This window comes from Rhizobium sp. AG207R, assembly GCF_027109195.1.
Classification (GTDB): domain Bacteria; phylum Pseudomonadota; class Alphaproteobacteria; order Rhizobiales; family Rhizobiaceae; genus Rhizobium; species Rhizobium dioscoreae.
On sequence record NZ_JAEPVT010000003.1, the window covers coordinates 334,879 to 352,287 of the forward strand.

The window sequence follows — 17,409 nt, forward strand, 5'->3', positions numbered from 1 at the left end:
GCACGACTGTTCGGACGGGCGATCAGGCTCCGTCCGGCCATGATGCGAGTGGACGCATCGAAAGGGACACCAGCCTCCATTTGCAATTCCAATCGATTGCTTACCGGATTGAGAATAAATCGCTAAAGCACGCCAGAGATGAGATTCATGAAGCGAAACTGAAACGCGGTCAATTTTCGTTTGACATTCCTTTATCTTCATTTATCGTCATTCTTGTTTCGGTTTTCGCGTGAGGGATGCAAATCGAAACAAGGGGAGGAATAATTGTCCGAAAATCAGATCAATACGGAAAACGGCTTGGTTTGCGGCATCGGCCGCACCTCCATTGACCTCGCGCGGCACCATTCAAGCCGATGCGATGTTTCCGCAGGCAGATCGGCACAATCCACCTCCCGACAACCATAATTTCAGCAATAGACACCGCCCGGCGACGGCATTTCCGGACGGATCAGTCTCTTCGCGATCCTCGCGGCAGCATCGATATGCGGCGCATGGAAGGAATCTATCGTGCTTGAACTCAGGGGCGTATCGAAGTCTGTCGGCGGCGAAACCCATATTGCCGAAACAAATCTGACGCTGCAGCGCGGCACGTTGAACGTGCTTCTGGGGCCAACGCTGTCTGGCAAAACGTCGCTGATGCGGCTGATGGCCGGCCTCGATAAGCCGACCACTGGCACGATCCACGTCGATGGCAAGGATGTCACCGGCCAGCCGGTGCAGCGCCGCAACGTCGCCATGGTCTACCAGCAATTCATCAACTATCCCGCCATGACCGTTTATGACAACATCGCCTCGCCGATGCGGTTGAGCGGCAAGAGCGCGGCGTCCATCGACAAGGAAGTAAAAAAGGCAGCCGATCTTTTGCGCCTCGGCCCCTTCCTTGATCGCCTTCCCTTGAGCCTTTCCGGCGGCCAGCAACAGCGTACGGCACTTGCCCGCGCCATCGTCAAGAATGCCGGCCTCGTGCTGCTCGACGAGCCGCTCGCCAATCTCGACTACAAGCTGCGTGAGGAGCTGCGCGCCGAATTGCCGAAAATCTTCGCCGAATCCGGTGCCATCTTCGTCTACGCCACCACTGAACCCTCCGAAGCGTTGCTCCTTGGCGGCAATACGGCGACCCTGGCGGAAGGCCGCATCACGCAATTCGGGCCGACGATCGATGTCTTCCGCAATCCTCGCGACCTGATTACCGCCACCACCTTTGCTGATCCGCCGCTAAATACAATCGCGCTCGATAAACGCGGCCGGGAATTCCTGCTCGACAGCAATATTCGCCTGCCCGTACCAAGGGGCTTGGAGGATCGGCCGGATGGCCGCTACACAATCGCCTTTCAGCCGCATCATCTCGCGCTCGCGCCGCAGACGCCGGAAGCCGTCGCCGCCCCGGCGCGTGTCATGGTGACCGAAATCACCGGCTCGGAGAGCTTCATTCATATCGATTTTGCCGGTCAGCGCTGGGTGATGCTGACACAGGGCGTGCAAGATATCGATGTCGACGATGCGATCGATGTCTACATCGATCCGCGCCACATCATGGTCTTCGACACCGATGGCGCCGCCGTCACCCCCGCCCTGCAACAAGCCGCCTGAGGAGAGACTATGGCCCGCATCGATCTTGACCACATCAGGCACGCCTACAACGATCATCCTAAATCCGACGCCGACTATGCGCTGAAGGAAGTGAACCACAGTTGGGAGGACGGCAGCGCCTATGCGCTGCTCGGCCCTTCCGGCTGCGGCAAGACCACGCTTCTCAACATTGTTTCGGGCCTGGTGCAGGCTTCCGAAGGCCGCATCCTCTTCGACGGCAAGGATGTGACGCGGCTGTCGACCCAGGAGCGCAACATTGCGCAGGTCTTCCAGTTCCCGGTCGTCTACGACACGATGACGGTCTACGACAATCTTGCCTTCCCGCTGCGCAACCGGCATGTCCCGGAGACAGAGGTCAAGCGCAAGGTCGATGAGATCATCGAGATGATCGGCCTTTCCGACAGCGCCCACCGCAAGGCGCGCGGCCTGACGGCCGATGCCAAGCAGAAGATCTCGCTCGGCCGCGGTCTAGTGCGCTCGGATGTCAACGCCATCCTGTTCGACGAGCCGCTGACCGTCATCGACCCGCATATGAAGTGGGTGCTGCGCTCGCAGCTGAAGCAGCTCCACCGCCGCTTCGGCTTCACGATGGTCTATGTCACCCATGACCAGACGGAAGCGCTGACCTTCGCCGACAAGGTCGTGGTCATGTACAATGGCGAAGTGGTGCAGATCGGCACGCCAAACGATCTCTTCGAGCGCCCGCGCCATACTTTCGTCGGTTATTTCATCGGTTCGCCCGGCATGAACGTCATGCCTGTCGAAATCGAAGGCAATAGCGCGCGTATCGGCAACCGTATGATCGCGCTGCCCGGCGCGCCGAAAGAAAAGCGGGCCGGCCGTTCCGAACTCGGCATTCGCCCCGAATTCGTCCGCATCGGCCGCGAGGGCATGCCCGCCACAGTTACCAAGGTCGAGGATCTCGGCCGCCGCAAGGTGGTCCGCGCCAAACTCGACGGCCAGGAGATCGTGGCGGTCATCGGCGAGGACCAGACGGTGCCGGCCGAGCCGCACATCGCCTTCGATCCCGCCGGCATCAATATCTACGCCGACTCCTGGCGCATCGAGATGGGAGCCTGACGATGGACAAGACCTGGAACAACAAAGCCTGGTTCATGCTCATTCCGGTTCTGCTGCTCGTCGGCTTTTCCGCCGTCATTCCGCTGATGACCGTCGTTAACTATTCGGTGCAGGACACCTTCGGAAACAATCAATTCTTCTGGGCGGGCACACAGTGGTTCGAAGAGATCCTCCATTCCGGTCGTTTCTGGGATTCGATGATCCGCAACCTGATCTTCTCCTTCGTCATCCTGGCGATCGAGGTGCCGCTCGGCATCTTCATCGCGCTCAACATGCCGAAGAAGGGCATCGGCGTTCCCGTCTGCCTCGTGCTGATGGCCTTGCCGCTGCTGATCCCCTGGAACGTCGTCGGCACGATCTGGCAGGTCTTCGGCCGCAGCGACATTGGCTTGATGGGCTATGTCCTCGTCAATCTCGGCATCGACTACAATTACGTCTCCGATCCGGCGGACGCCTGGGCGACGATCATCATCATGGACGTCTGGCACTGGACGAGCCTCGTCGTGCTGCTTTGCTATGCCGGCCTCGCCTCCATTCCGGATGCCTTCTACCAGGCGGCCAAGATCGACGGCGCCTCGCGCTGGTCCGTCTTCCGCTACATTCAGCTGCCGAAGATGAACCGCGTGTTGCTGATCGCCGTGCTGCTGCGCTTCATGGATAGTTTCATGATCTACACCGAACCCTTCGTCGTGACGGGCGGCGGCCCCGGCAATTCCACGACCTTCCTGTCGATCGATCTCGTGAAGATGGCGCTCGGCCAGTTCGACCTCGGCCCGGCCGCGGCCATGTCGCTGATCTATTTCCTGATCGTGCTCCTACTGTCCTGGGTCTTCTACACCGTCATGACCAATTACGATGCGGGAGAAAGCCGATGAGCGGCAAACCCCTCTCCACCACGGCCGATAACGCCGCGATGCACAAGATGGCCGCTTCCGACGCCGCCGCGAACGCGACTGCTGCGACAAGCGCGCGGGTTGCCCGCCGTCACGGCGAAAAGGGGCGGTGGGCGTGGCTTGTGCCGACGCTTTATATCGTCTTCCTGCTGTTACCGATCTACTGGCTCGTCAATATGAGCTTCAAGACCAATGAGGAGATCGTCAGCGGCCTAACGCTCTATCCGCACCAGCCGACGCTGCGCAACTACACGATCATCTTCACCGATCCGTCCTGGTACAAGGGCTACATCAACTCGATCACCTATGTCGTCATGAACATGGTGATCTCGGTCGCCTGCGCCCTTCCCGCAGCCTATGCCTTCTCGCGCTACCGCTTCCTCGGCGACAAGCACGTCTTCTTCTGGCTGCTGACGAACCGCATGGCGCCGCCGGCGGTCTTTGCACTGCCCTTCTTCCAGCTCTATTCGGCCTTCGGATTGATCGATACCCATATCGCCGTCGCGCTGGCGCACTGCCTCTTCAACGTGCCGCTGGCGGTCTGGATCCTCGAAGGCTTCATGTCCGGCGTGCCGAAGGAAATCGACGAGACGGCCTATATCGACGGCTATTCGTTCCCGCGCTTCTTCATCAAGATCTTCATTCCCCTGATCGCAAGCGGCATCGGCGTCGCCGCCTTCTTCTGCTTCATGTTCTCCTGGGTGGAACTGCTGATCGCCCGCACCTTGACCACGACCGACGCCAAGCCGATCGCCGCCATCATGACGCGCACCGTCTCGGCCGCCGGCATGGATTGGGGCCTGCTTGCCGCCGCCGGTGTCCTGACCTTGGTTCCCGGCGCGCTCGTCATCTATTTCGTCCGCAACTACATCGCCAAGGGCTTCGCGCTCGGCCGCGTCTAAAGGAAAACCGCCATGAATACAGACTTTTCCTGGATGGCCTGGACGCTGCCGACGGCGCTGTTTTTCGCGACGATCCTGCTGCTGCTGATCGGCATGGCTGTGTGGGAGTATGTTTCGCCCGGCGGCCATCCGCGCCTCGGCATCCTGCGCTTCGAAACGACGCGTGGCGACCGGCTGTTCATTTCGCTGCTCGGCGCCGCCTTCATCCATCTCGCCTGGCTGGGTCTGGGAGGCCCAAGCCTGTGGTGGGCTCTTGCTCTTTCCGTGATCTACGCCATCGGCGTCTTCCGTCTGGTCTGACGCGGAAATTCAAACCGTTACCGCCCCGTTGCCCATCCGGTCATGCGGAGCAGTAAGGCAAATCGATACAGATGGCCGGAAATCCGGCTGGCTGACAATGCACTCGCAACCTGTAGGGAGGAATATATGCGACGGCATCTCTTGACGACAACGGCAGTTGCCTTGCTGGCGCTCGCCGGCACGGCGCATGCCGGCATGAACGAAGCCAAGGCATTCCTGGACAAGGAGATCGGCGATCTCTCGACGCTCTCGCGCGCCGACCAGGAAAAGGAAATGCAGTGGTTCATCGATGCGGCCAAGCCTTTCCAGGGCATGGAAATCAAGGTCGTGTCGGAAACCCTGACGACACACCAGTATGAATCGCAGGTTCTGGCCCCGGCCTTCACCGCCATAACAGGCATCAAGGTCACCCACGACGTCATCCAGGAAGGCGACGTCGTCGAAAAGATCCAGACGCAGATGCAGACCGGCCAGAACCTCTATGACGGCTGGGTGAACGATTCCGACCTGATCGGCACGCATTGGCGCTACAAGCAGGTTCGCAACCTGACCGACTGGATGGCTGGCGAGGGCAAGGACGTCACCAATCCGGGCATCGATATCGCCGATTTCATCGGCACCAGCTTTACGACTGCTCCCGACAAGAAGCTTTATCAGCTCCCCGACCAGCAGTTCGCCAACCTCTACTGGTTCCGTTACGACTGGTTCAACGACCCGAAGAACAAGGCCGATTTCAAGGCCAAGTATGGCTATGAGCTCGGCGTACCGGTCAACTGGTCGGCCTATGAGGATATCGCCCAGTTCTTCACCGGTCGCGATGTCGACGGCAAGAAGGTCTTCGGCCATATGGACTATGGCAAGAAGGACCCGTCGCTCGGCTGGCGCTTCACCGACGCCTGGCTCTCCATGGCCGGCAACGGCGACAAGGGCCTGCCGAACGGTCTGCCGGTTGACGAATGGGGCATCAAGGTCGATGCCAATTCCCGTCCTGTCGGCTCCTGCGTTGCCCGCGGCGGCGATACCAACGGACCGGCCGCCGTCTACTCGATCCAGAAATATCTCGATTGGCTGAAGGCATACGCTCCGGCGGAAGCCCAAGGCATGACCTTCTCGGAATCCGGCCCGGTTCCAGCACAGGGCAATATCGCCCAGCAGATCTTCTGGTACACGGCCTTCACCGCCGACATGGTCAAGCCCGGCCTGCCGGTCATGAATTCGGATGGCACGCCGAAGTGGCGCATGGCGCCGTCGCCGCATGGCGTCTACTGGAAGGACGGCATGAAGCTCGGCTATCAGGACGTCGGCTCCTGGACGCTGATGAAGTCGACCCCGGTCGACCGCGCCAAGGCCGCATGGCTCTATGCGCAGTTCGTCACCTCGAAGACGGTGGACGTGAAGAAGAGCCATGTCGGCCTCACCTTTATCCGCGAATCCACCATCCGCGATAAGAGCTTCACCAAGCGCGCGCCGGAGCTCGGCGGCCTGATCGAGTTCTACCGCTCGCCGGCCCGCGTGCAATGGTCACCGACCGGCACGAACGTTCCTGACTATCCGAAGCTCGCACAGCTCTGGTGGCAGGCGATCGGCGATGCCGCTTCCGGCGCCAAGGATGCGCAAGGAGCCATGGATGCACTTTGCGCCGATCAGGAACGTGTCATGCAGCGCCTGGAACGCGCAGGCGTTCAGGGCGACATCGGACCGAAGCTCGCCGAAGAGCACGATCTTGCCTACTGGAACGCCGATGCCGTCAAGAACGGCCATCTCGCTCCGCAGCTGAAGATCGCCAACGAAAAGGAAAAGCCGATCACCGTCAATTATGACGAACTGGTCAAGAGCTGGGCCGACGCGAAGAAATAAGCAACCGCACTTGGAGATGCGGCGGTGCCGGGGTCTGAAAGGATCCCGGCATTTTATCGTTTCAGAGCTCCAGCATGACCTTTGTCAAAAACGCCGCCGCATGGAGGCGCTTGGCACAGGCAGGGACCGCAAATCAAAATCAACTGAACCCGATCCGCCAGCTGTCATATACTTGACACATTCCGTCTACGCGCAAACTATCCTTACCCGGGTCAAGACTTTGATGCCTGTTTAAAATCGTTAATGCGACGAGTTGATTTCCGGAATTTCATAAAGGAGAACGGAGTGGAAAATAGATATCTAGGGCGCCTGACATTCGTGATCGGCCTCGCGTCTGCCTTGCCGGCTTTGGCCGCCGATCTGCCGGCCGCCATGCCCGACGACAATCTCAATGCCGTTCTTTGGGATCAGACGTCGGTGGAGGCGCAGGCCAACGCGCTTGGTGCCTATGCGCTCGGCCGTATCAGGCTCGACGAAGCGCTGGCCGACAAGAACTGGACCGCAGCTCCGGTCGAGCAAACAGGTAATTTCCAGGACTTTCCGCCCGCCATCATCCTCGATGTCGATGATACCGTGCTCAATACGTCGCCTTATCAGGCGCGTAATGTCACGGCGGGTACGAGCTTCAAGCCGGAAACCTGGACGCAGTATGTGAATGCCCAACAGGACAAGCCGATTCCCGGCGCGGTGGAATTCACCCAATATGCAGCATCAAAAGGCGTAAAGGTCTTCTACGTCACCAACCGCACCGCCGATGAGGAAGGTCCGACCGTTGAAGAAATGAAGCGCTTCGGTTTTCCGATGGGCGACAATGTCGACACTTTCCTGAGCGCCAAGGAGCAGCCGGACTGGGGTTCTGCCAAGGGCACGCGCCGCGCCTTCATCGCCAAGAACTATCGCATTCTCCTGATGTTCGGCGACAATTTCGGCGACTTCACTGACGACTACAAGGGTACGGTCGAAGAGCGCCAGAAGGTCTTCGAGGCCAATGCCGCGCATTTCGGCCACGACTGGATAGCCATCGCCAATCCGACCTATGGCTCGTTCGAAAGCGCACCCTATAAGGGGGATTACAAGCTTGCGCCGGAAGAACAGCGCAGGATGAAGCAGGATGCACTGAAGCCCTGGGATGGGAAGTAAACATTGGCAGTGGAGGTTGAGGAGGGTCCGCACCCCCCTCTGTCACTTCGTGACATCTCCCCCACAAGGAGGGAGATTGGTCGCGCGGAATTCTAACCTGCCTCAAGCTAATATCACGCCCGCTGAAATCGAAATGAACTGCTTGGATAAAAGCGGCGGCAAACTCCAAACAATCTCCCCCCCTTGTGGGGGAGATGTCGCGATAGCGACAGAGGGGGGTACAGCCTCTCCCGTTACAGGAAAGCCTCCGATGAGCTTCAATCAACCCTTCCGCTTCAATTTCGCCGCACCTTCTTCCACCAGCCGCTTCGCCGCCTCGGCGACCGTGATCTTACCGAAGGCGAGCTGGTCGGCGACGGGGCGGGCGACGTTCGCGTCGAATTCCTGGGAGCCGAGCGGCGCCGGCACGGGATAGGTGCCGACCTGATCCTTCAACAGCTCGATATAGTGCACCGTCTGCTGCTCCACCGGATTGAGCGTCGGCAGGATGGCGGCGCGTACGGCGGGCGACATCGGCACGCCGCGTTCGACGCCGAGGATCTTGCCAGCATCGACATCATTGACGAAGAAATTGATGAACTTGGCGGCCGCTTCGCCATTCTTGCTGGTGGCACCGACGCTCCAGATCAGCGCCGGACGGTAATAATGGCCGGAGGGACCATCTTTCTTCTCGCGTGGCAGCATGGTGACGGCGAGCTTGCTCTTGACAACAAGCTGATAGCCGACGAGCTGGTTGGAATAAGCCATGCCGATGGCCGATTTGCCGAGCGCCAGGCAATTGCTCTCGATAACGTTCTGGTCGAGCGTCTGGACATCGGCGGAGACCGTACCGCCGCGTTTGCGCAGCTCTTCCCAGTAGCTGTACCATTCCTTGGCATCGTCGACACCGAAGCCGAGCCCGCCCTCTTCCGTAAAGAGGCTCTTGCCGCGCTGGCGCAGCCAGACATCGAGCACATAATTATAGCGTGCGCCATAAGGACCGCCCCAATAGCCGCGCTTGCCGGCAGCCTTGGTCATTTCCACGGCGAGATCGGCATATTCGGCCCATGTCGTCGTCGGACCGGGCGGCGTGAGCCCCGTCTTCTTGAACATGTCCTCGTCATAGAACATTGCGAAGGAATTCAGCCCGAGACCGACACCATAAAGCTTGTTGTCGACCGTGGTCAGCTTCAGCACGTCCTTGCCGAAACTGTCGACATTCAGTGTCGAGGGCACGAATTGGTCGAGCGGCATGCAGGCGCCGCGCTTGGAATAGTCGGAGATCGTGCTTGGCTCGAGCTGGAAGACATCGGCGATGTTCTGGCTGGCCATGCCGGTGGCAAGCTTCGCCCAATAGCCGTCGCCGCTGATGCTCTCGCCGATGACGGACAGATCGGGGTTCTTGCTGTGAAACAGTTCGGCAACAGCGACCGTGCGCTTGCCGCGATCGGGCGAACCCCACCACATCGCCCGGAGCTGCGTCGCGTCGGCAAAGACGGGCATTGCGCTTCCCCCAAGGGCAAGGCCAGCTGCGGTTCCGGCAGCTCCGATCATGAAAGAACGACGATTCATGCGCATGAGATTCCTCCTTCTCTTGCGTTGTCATCCGCGGCGATCTCCCCGACGCCTTCAGCGGACAAGTCAACGCGACGATATGCAACTTCATTGCACTGTGCAATAAAAAATCTTTCTATTGCAAATTTGCATAAGTTTGCATAGCGTTTGCGACATGAACGATATTCGCTCCAAACGCATCAGGCAGGCCGACATCGCCACTGCCGCCGGCGTCTCCGTCTCGACGGTGTCGCGGGTCCTCACCAATGAACCCGGCATCAGCGAGACGATCCGCCAGCACATCTTCAAGGTGGCAAGCGATCTCGGCTACCCGCTGAAGACCGCAGCCGAGACGGCGGCCGGCGGCCTTGCATTGATCGCCAGCGACAGCGTCACCGGCGGCTTGAGCGTCTTCTATGAGGGTATTCTGGAGGGCCTGAGGGCGGGCGCTGCCGAGCGCGGCATGCGCTTCGACATCCGTCTCATTCGGGAGGCAAGGACGGAACCGGAACTGGTGAAGGAATATCTGCAGACCGCCGGTGCCGAGGGCCTCTTTCTCGTCGGCATCGACCCCTCGGAAGAGCTCTGCCGGTGGCTCGAGACCAGCGGCACGCCGACCGTGCTCGTCAACGGCACCGACCCGAAGCTGCGCTTCGACGGCGTTTCACCCTCGAATTTCTTCGGCGCCTACAACGCCACCCGGCGCCTCCTCGATGCCGGCCACCGCCGCATCCTGCATCTGACCGGCTCGCATCGCCAGACGATCCGCGAGCGCATCCGCGGCTTCGAGGCGGCGATCGCTTCGGTGGAAGGCGCTGAAGGCCGCATCGTGCCGATGAATTTTCGCGGCAGCTCCAGCCAGGAAGCCCATGACAAAACCGCCGAGATCCTTGCCGCAGGCGAAGGCTATACCGCCGCCTTCTGTATGAACGATTTCATCGCCGTCGGCGTGCTGGACGCCGTCACCGAAGCCGGCCTGCGGGTGCCGGAGGATTTCGCCATTGTGGGCTTCGACGATCTTCCCTGTGCCCTGATGACCAATCCGCGGCTGGCAACCATGCGCGTCGATCGCGCAGCCCTCGGCCGGGAAGCCATCGGCCTAATGATCGCACGCTTCCGCGACCGCGATGCGCCGGCCCGCCACATCTGCCACGGCGTCCCGCCGATCGCCGGCGGCACGCTGCCACCCGAAACCTGAAACTCAATCCCGCCGCGGAAACGATCGAGAAGGCCGAACCGATGATCTATGACCCCGCCAGCGCCAATCCGCTTGCCGGCAACCCGCTGAAGACCCTTACGGACATGCGCCGCGCGCTGACCGACCTGTTCGATCCGTTGCTGCCTTATTTTTCCGAGGGCAATGCCCGCGTCCGCATCGATGGCGCAGGCGCCCATTTCGACCGGGCAGCCGCCGATCTCGAAGGTTTCGCCCGCCCTCTCTGGGGGTTGGCGCCGCTCGGCGCCGGTAGTGGCGACTTCAGCCACTGGGGCCGCTACGCTGAAGGCCTCGCCAATGGCGTCGACCCGAAGCATCCGGAATATTGGGGCACGGTCAACGGCCGCGACCAGCGCATGGTCGAACTGGCCGCCCTCGGCTTCGCGCTGGCGCTCGTGCCGGAGAAGATTTGGGAGCCGCTCGACCAACGTGCTCGTGACAATTTGATCGCCTACCTTAAGCACGCCCGCACCTTCGACTACGCCGACAACAATTGGAAGTTCTTCCGCATCTTCGTCGATATCGCGCTCGACCGGCTCGGCGCCACCTTCGACCGCAGCCTGACGGAAAGCTACCTGAACGAGCTCGACGGTTTCTACATCGGTGACGGCTGGTATCGCGACGGCAATGTCCGCCGTATCGATCATTACATTCCCTTCGCCATGCACTTTTACGGGCTGATCTATTCTAAGCTCGTCAATGACGACCGCTCCGAGCGCTACCGCGAGCGCGCCATCCTGTTCGCGAGGGATTTCCGCCATTGGTTCGCGCCCGATGGTGCTACGATCCCCTTCGGCCGCAGCCTGACCTATCGCTTCGCATGTGCCGGCTTCTGGTCGGCGCTCGCTTTTGCTGATGTCGAGGCGCTGCCTTGGGGCGAAATCAAGGGCCTGTGCCTCCGGCACCTGCGTTGGTGGTCCGACAAGCCGATCGCCCATCGCGACGGCACCCTGCCGATCGGCTTTGCCTATCCCAACCTGCTGATGTCGGAGAATTACAATTCCGCCGGCTCACCCTATTGGGCCTTCAAGGCCTTCCTGCCGCTGGCACTTCCCGAAACGCATCCGTTCTGGACTGCGGAAGAAAAGCCACCAGAGAGTGAGCCGGCTATCATCCCACAAAGACACCCCGGCATGGTCCTGATGCGCGGCAAGAATAATGTCGTTGCACTCTCCTCCGGACAGGAAAACCAGCAGATGCGCTTCGGCGCCGAGAAATACTCGAAATTCGCCTATTCCGCCCGCTACGGCTTTAGCGTCGAAAGCGATGAGCGCATCTTTGCCGGCGGCGCCTTCGACAGCATGCTCGCCTTCAGCGACGATGGCCTGCACTACCGCGTGCGCGAAACCAATGAAGAGGCGAAGCTCGCCGACGATACGCTTTACGCCAAGTGGTCGCCCTATCTGGATGTGACGGTGGAGACCTGGCTTATCCCCGCAACGCCCTGGCACATCCGCCTGCACAGGATCACTACGCCGCGGCCGCTACAGACGGCAGAAGGCGGCTTTGCCAGTGCCCGGCGCGACTTCGAAGCCGACACGCTTTCCTCCGCAACCGGTGCCGCTTATGCCGTCGGCGAAGAGGATTTCAGCGGCATTCTCGACCTCGGCTCGACGATCACACGTGAAGGCATCGCGCAGAAAGCGCCCCCAAACACCAACCTCATCGTTTCCAAAACGCTGGTGCCGCAATTGCGGGGCACGATTCCTGCTGGCGAGACCATTCTCGTCTCAGCCGTACTTGCGGAGAAAGACCCAGCTGCCGTCGATCACGCCTGGAGCAGGCCGCCAGCCAAACCCGATATCGACGCACTGCGCGCCCTCATCAGAGACAAGGGCGTTACGGTCAGCGCCATTGAGGCGCCGGGCCGCCTGCCATGACGCCATCCCTCTCCGGCCGCCCCGCGATATCATTCGCCATGCTACCGTCGCGCACACAGCACGTCCTGCCCGAGGCGCTCATTCAGCGCCTCGATTCTATCGGCCGCGTACTCGATGCCGCACCGATGCAAAGCTTCGACGATTCGCGTGCGGCCAAGCTGCTCGCGGAAACCGAAATTCTGATCACCGGCTGGGGGGCGCCGACGATCGATGGTGCCGCGCTCGCACAGGCGCCGCATCTCAAGCTGGTGGTTCATGCCGCAGGCACGGTGAAAGGACTAGTGGGCGACAGCCTATTCGATCGCGGTATCCTGGTGAGCCACGCGGCACAGGCCAATGCCCTGCCGGTTGCCGAATTCACGCTTGCCGCCATCATCTTCGCCGGCAAGAAGGTCTTCCGCTTTCGCGATTTCTACGTCGCCGACCGCAACCGCAACCGGACGGTACCAATGCAGGCCGACGCCATCGGCAATTACGGCCGCACCATCGGCATCATCGGCGCCTCGCGGATCGGCCGGCGGGTGATCGAACTTCTGGCGCCCTTCAACTACCGCGTCCTGCTCTATGACCCGATGGTCAATGCGGCCGAAGCGACGCGCCTCGGTGTTGAAAAAGCCGAGCTGGATGCACTGATGGCATCGGCCGACATCGTCTCGCTGCATGCACCCTCGCTGCCCGCCACACGCCATATGATTAATGCGCAACGCCTATCGCTGATGAAGAAGGGCGCAACGTTCATCAATACGGCGCGCGGCGCACTGGTCGATGAAGCGGCCCTGATCGCCGTGCTGAAAACTGGCCATATCGACGCGATCATCGACGTCACCGATCCGGAAATTCCAGAAGCCGCCTCGGCGTTTTACGAGCTGCCGAACGTCTTCCTGACGCCGCATATTGCCGGTGCCGTCGGGCTGGAGCGGACCCGCCTCGGTGAGATGGCGGTGGATGAAGCCATCCGCTTTATCGAGGGCAAGCCGCTCCTCTATGAAATCCGCCGCGAGGATATGGCGCTGATGGCATGATGCGGCGCAGCAAATCCATGAAAACACCCTGAAATCGCCCCATTTCGGCACAGGCAAACAACCCGTTTTTAATCATTCCGCGCTAGCAATCTCATGGGCGTCGGTCCGCCAAAAGCTCTGCCTCGAACTTTTGGAAAGGATCATGCGCCGGTAGGTTGTTGCTGCATATCTCGTGCTTTTGAAAGACGCACGGCGCAGCAATGAAGAGGTTCTAGTAATGCGTACCCGCGTTCTTTCCATTCTGGCCGTAATGCTGCTCGGCGTGCTGGCGGGCTGCGCCACCGCACCCCGCCATACCCGCAACATCTGCGCGATCTTCGATCAGCGCGATGGCTGGTTCAACAATTGGCAGCGCGCTGCCGAACGCACGGAACGCAAATACGGCGTGCCGGTGCCGATCCTGATGGCGACGATCTATACCGAATCCGGCTTCCGGCCGCGCGCCCGCCCGCCGCGGCGCTATTTGCTCGGCTTCATTCCCTGGAAACGCCCGACGACGGCTTACGGCTATTCGCAGGCGCTCGACGGTACTTGGGACAAATACAAGCGCGAAACCGGCAATTGGACGGCAAGCCGCACCAATTTCGCCGACGCCATCGACTTCGTCGGCTGGTATCACTACCAGACGCACCTGCAGACCGGCATTGCCCTGAACGATTCCTACGATCTCTATCTCGCCTATTATTCCGGCGCCAAGGGTTATCTGCAGGGAGCGTGGCGCGGCAATGGAACCGCTCTTGCCGGCGCCAAGCGCTTCAACGGCATGACGCGGATCTACGCGCAGCAGCTGCCGAGCTGCAGCTGATCTCGAAACCCGAAAGCTCAATACCGCGGCCCTAAGGCCGCGGCTCCAGCAAATTCAACCCGCCATCTTCGCCCCAGATATCGGCAACCGACACCTGCTGGCCGGTCTGGCTGCTCTGTAGCGCGGCAATGCCACAGAGGACCGACATCGCCCCTGCCCGCGAACCTGCTCGCTGCTTGAGTTCGTCATTCGGGCCGGAGCGCAGCAGCATGTTACGCAGCCGGTCGTCGCCGCCATAGTGCCCGCCGGAGGAGTGCGGCACCCATATGCGCTCGACATCGCCGAAATTCTTCATCACGACGATCTCGTCGGCCGGCGGCGTTGTCCAGTTCTGCTTCTCGTATTGGCGCAGCTCGATGCGGCCCTTGTGTCCGTTGAAGGCGATGTGATGACCTTCGATCGGCATATAGGTATTCAGGGAATAGGAGACGTTGACACCACTGCGATAGCGGATGGAGGCGACCATCGTATCGGGGATGTCAATATCCTCGCGGAAGACGCAGGCGTCGCGCACATACCCATCGACGGATGAGGGGTCTTCATAGAGGCTCTCGAGCAGCGGCGTTGCGCTGATGTCGAGATAATAGTCGCACTCGCCCTTGTAACGACAGGTGCGACAGCGCTCGCCGCGGAACGGGCCTTTGCGGCCGTAATGCTTGAGATCGGCAAAGGCGGCGACCGTTTCCGGATCGGAATCCAGATACCAATTCAGAAGGTCGAAATGATGCGTCGCCTTATGAACGAAAAGGCTGCCGGAATTTTCGACATAAGCATGCCAGCGGCGGAAGTAATCGGCGCCATGGCTGGTGTCGAGATACCAATGGAAGTCGACCGAGGTGACATCGCCGATGATGCCTGAATTGATCAGCTCCTTGATCTTTGCAGCGGTCGGCGCGAAGCGGTAATTGAAGGAAATATCAAGCCGTTTGCCGGTACGCGCCTCGGCATTGAGAATGCGCTTGATCTTGTCGACGGTCGTCGTCATCGGCTTCTCGCTGATGACATCGGCGCCAGCCTCCATCGCCTTGACGATCAGATCGTCATGGGTGGAATCGCGGGTGCAGACGATGACAAGATCCGGCTTTTCCGTCCGCAGCAATTCGTCGAAGTCGGTATAGATGGGCACCGATGCGCCGATATACTCCAGAGCCCGCTTTGCCCGCATGGCATTGAGATCGCAGACCGCCACGAGCTCGACCTCGTTGCTCCAACGCTCGACCAGATCCTTGCCCCACATAGTCGTGCCGCGATGACCCGTCCCGACCAGAACATAGCGTTTCTTCGATGACTGCATCTGCTCCTCCACAATCTGCAAACAGCGATAATGAGGCCTCGGCGGCCTGAATTCATTTCGGCGGCGTGCCCCTCACCCCAACCCTCTCCCCGCTAGCGGGGAGAGGGTTGGGGTGAGGGGCCAAGCGCGACAAGGCGTCGGACGCAAAATCCTATGTCAACGACCTTTCCATCGCCGCCCAATCCGGCTCGACCGACGAGCCAAGGCCGACGGCACCGATGACGGAGCCGATCGCAAGCTGCCCCGCTTCGATCCGCAACCGCGTGCGGCCATTGCTGATGCGGTAGAGATCGGAATGCACGTCGGCGAAAGCGGCCTGCTCCGCCTCCGGCGCGCCGGCCATGCCGTCGACATAATGATGACCGTTGCGCTCGATATGCGTCATGCCGATGAGCGATGCGAGCGCCAGATCCTGCTGCACGGCAAGGCCTCCTTGCGTCGTCAGATCCTCGGCCGACATGAAATAGGGAATGCCGTCCTCGGCACTCCATTTGGCGACGCGCGCGCGGTTCAATAGCGAGCGATAGAAGCCTTTGCAGGATTTCGAGGAGATGCCGGTATAGCCAAGCCCCCTCGCCGTGACGAAGGCATCGATATCGGCATCGGATTCGTCGATCTCCACCGGCTTGAAGGCAGCAAGCGCCTTCACCGGCTTCTCGAAGGCATGGGCGCGGGCGATCGGCTGCTCAACGAATAGGATCGAAGAGGCAAATCTTGCCAGCCTCGGCTCTTCCTTCACCCGGGAAAGCAGATCGGCAACAGCCTCTGCAGAGGCAAATTGCTCGTTGCCGTCGAGCGTCACAGAATAGTTCGGCACCTTGGCATCGATGACGGCAGCGACGCGGCAAAGGCGGTCGATATCCGCGTCGGGAACGCCCGACACCTTCACTTTGAAGAACGTCAGCCCATAGGCGTCGATCGCCTCTTCGAAACTTTCCGGCAGGCCGTCGTTCAGCCGCTCGCTTGCCGGGATATCGGCGCGCACGATCGCATCCACCAGACCGACAGTGTGGCGCGCGGCAAGGCTTGCCGAAGGCTCCAATGTCGAGAGGAAACCGGAGAGATCGAAGCCCGAGAGATCACGTGCTGTGGAGGTATCGATGCCGGGGCGGTTCGCCTTGATCGCTTCCGCGACGGTCAATCCCTCCAGCCGGCAGAGCGCATCGAGAATAGCCCGGTTGGCAAGTGCCAGGCCGAATGATGCGACAAGCCCGTTCAGCTTCTCCGCCGCCGCTTGGGCATGATGTGAGGCCTCGACGGCGGCATGCAGGCCGAAAGCCGTTCCCGCACCAGCACCTCTTAAGGAATTAAGCGCCAGGACCAGCGAACGCCGCAGCTGGTTTTCATTGTCGGCATTGGAAAGATCGGGCGATTTATCGAACCATTTCGGCACCATCAACTCGGCGGCCATACCCTCGGCCGAGCGCCCTTGCACATCCACGATTCGCACGCGCAGAAAGATCTGCCGCGCCTCGCGCAAGGTTGCTGCACCGAAACGGAAAGGAAGCCGCAGCTTGACCGGCCGCTCGAATGTCTCGGCCTCGACAAGCCTGATGGTCAATGGTTCGGTCATGATGCTGGTCGGCTCCTGTGATGGTCAGGCAAGTCTATTTGCATAGGGCACCAATATGCGTGGCCCCTCACCCAGCCCTCTCCCCGCCTGCGGGGAGAAGGAGTTTTCAAGCCCATGACCAGCACGAAACCAGTAACGGCCAGCTGGTTTGCTCTGTCGCCCCCTCTCTCCGCCTCAACGGGGAGAGGGCTGGGGTGAGGGGCTATTCAGTTCATTGCAGAAGCGGTTCTTCAAATCTCCGGCCACGCCGCATTGTAACGACAGGCACACGCTATCTCCTCCATGCCCGATTCCCTCCAGAACCAGGAAAGCAAATGCTTAGTC

At 60.6% G+C, this 17,409-nt stretch carries 14 protein-coding genes; 11 read left to right on the forward strand and 3 right to left on the reverse strand.

The window, feature by feature from the left end; genetic code table 11:
• Positions 1 to 507: 507 nt before the first annotated feature.
• The 7 genes from JJQ51_RS09125 (at position 508) to JJQ51_RS09155 (ending at position 7,762) form a co-directional block, all read left to right on the forward strand.
• Entirely contained in the window at positions 508 to 1,590 is a 1,083-nt protein-coding gene (locus tag JJQ51_RS09125; protein WP_113353766.1) for an ABC transporter ATP-binding protein, read from the forward strand.
• Between the two features lie 9 nt (positions 1,591 to 1,599).
• Complete coding sequence (locus JJQ51_RS09130) at positions 1,600 to 2,670, forward strand: ABC transporter ATP-binding protein (protein ID WP_113421208.1); 1,071 nt, start codon at positions 1,600 to 1,602, stop codon at positions 2,668 to 2,670.
• 2 nt (positions 2,671 to 2,672) lie between these two features.
• Positions 2,673 to 3,545: a carbohydrate ABC transporter permease gene (locus tag JJQ51_RS09135; protein ID WP_113331545.1), complete on the forward strand. Its 873-nt coding sequence runs from the start codon at positions 2,673 to 2,675 to the stop codon at positions 3,543 to 3,545.
• Positions 3,546 to 3,592: 47 nt separating this feature from the next.
• Complete coding sequence (locus JJQ51_RS09140) at positions 3,593 to 4,465, forward strand: carbohydrate ABC transporter permease (RefSeq protein ID WP_233788642.1); 873 nt, start codon at positions 3,593 to 3,595, stop codon at positions 4,463 to 4,465.
• Positions 4,466 to 4,477: 12 nt separating this feature from the next.
• Complete coding sequence (locus tag JJQ51_RS09145; protein WP_113331541.1) at positions 4,478 to 4,765, forward strand: DUF2160 domain-containing protein; 288 nt, start codon at positions 4,478 to 4,480, stop codon at positions 4,763 to 4,765.
• 126 nt (positions 4,766 to 4,891) lie between these two features.
• Positions 4,892 to 6,622, forward strand: a complete 1,731-nt coding sequence (locus tag JJQ51_RS09150) for an ABC transporter substrate-binding protein (protein ID WP_113331538.1) — start codon at positions 4,892 to 4,894, stop codon at positions 6,620 to 6,622.
• Between the two features lie 285 nt (positions 6,623 to 6,907).
• On the forward strand, positions 6,908 to 7,762 hold the full coding sequence (locus JJQ51_RS09155; RefSeq protein ID WP_113421209.1) for a 5'-nucleotidase, lipoprotein e(P4) family: 855 nt from the start codon (positions 6,908 to 6,910) through the stop codon (positions 7,760 to 7,762).
• A 261-nt stretch (positions 7,763 to 8,023) separates the two neighbouring features.
• Here the strand turns inward: JJQ51_RS09155 and JJQ51_RS09160 are convergent, their stop codons facing one another.
• A complete protein-coding gene (locus tag JJQ51_RS09160) occupies positions 8,024 to 9,319 on the reverse strand; it encodes an ABC transporter substrate-binding protein (protein ID WP_269244604.1) in 1,296 nt (431 codons plus the stop codon).
• A gap of 151 nt (positions 9,320 to 9,470) precedes the next feature.
• Between JJQ51_RS09160 and JJQ51_RS09165 the strand changes: the two genes are divergently transcribed.
• From JJQ51_RS09165 to JJQ51_RS09180, 4 genes are all read left to right on the forward strand, one after another.
• Positions 9,471 to 10,493 carry a LacI family DNA-binding transcriptional regulator gene (locus JJQ51_RS09165; protein WP_269244605.1) on the forward strand — a complete coding sequence of 341 codons (1,023 nt, stop codon included), beginning with the start codon at positions 9,471 to 9,473 and terminating at the stop codon, positions 10,491 to 10,493.
• A gap of 41 nt (positions 10,494 to 10,534) precedes the next feature.
• Positions 10,535 to 12,391, forward strand: coding sequence for a DUF2264 domain-containing protein (locus tag JJQ51_RS09170; protein ID WP_152094427.1), 1,857 nt, complete (start codon positions 10,535 to 10,537; stop codon positions 12,389 to 12,391).
• Entirely contained in the window at positions 12,388 to 13,413 is a 1,026-nt protein-coding gene (locus JJQ51_RS09175) for a hydroxyacid dehydrogenase (RefSeq protein WP_152094428.1), read from the forward strand. Before JJQ51_RS09170 ends, JJQ51_RS09175 begins: the two co-directional genes overlap by 4 nt.
• 217 nt (positions 13,414 to 13,630) lie before the next feature.
• Positions 13,631 to 14,218 carry a transglycosylase SLT domain-containing protein gene (locus JJQ51_RS09180; RefSeq protein ID WP_113331524.1) on the forward strand — a complete coding sequence of 196 codons (588 nt, stop codon included), beginning with the start codon at positions 13,631 to 13,633 and terminating at the stop codon, positions 14,216 to 14,218.
• A 31-nt stretch (positions 14,219 to 14,249) separates the two neighbouring features.
• On the opposite strand, the gene JJQ51_RS09185 is transcribed toward JJQ51_RS09180, so the two are convergent.
• Together JJQ51_RS09185 and JJQ51_RS09190 are read right to left on the reverse strand one after the other, a co-directional pair.
• A complete protein-coding gene (locus JJQ51_RS09185) occupies positions 14,250 to 15,512 on the reverse strand; it encodes a Gfo/Idh/MocA family protein (protein ID WP_113331522.1) in 1,263 nt (420 codons plus the stop codon).
• 151 nt (positions 15,513 to 15,663) lie between these two features.
• Entirely contained in the window at positions 15,664 to 17,085 is a 1,422-nt protein-coding gene (locus JJQ51_RS09190) for a mandelate racemase (RefSeq protein WP_152094429.1), read from the reverse strand.
• Between the last annotated feature and the right edge of the window lie 324 nt (positions 17,086 to 17,409).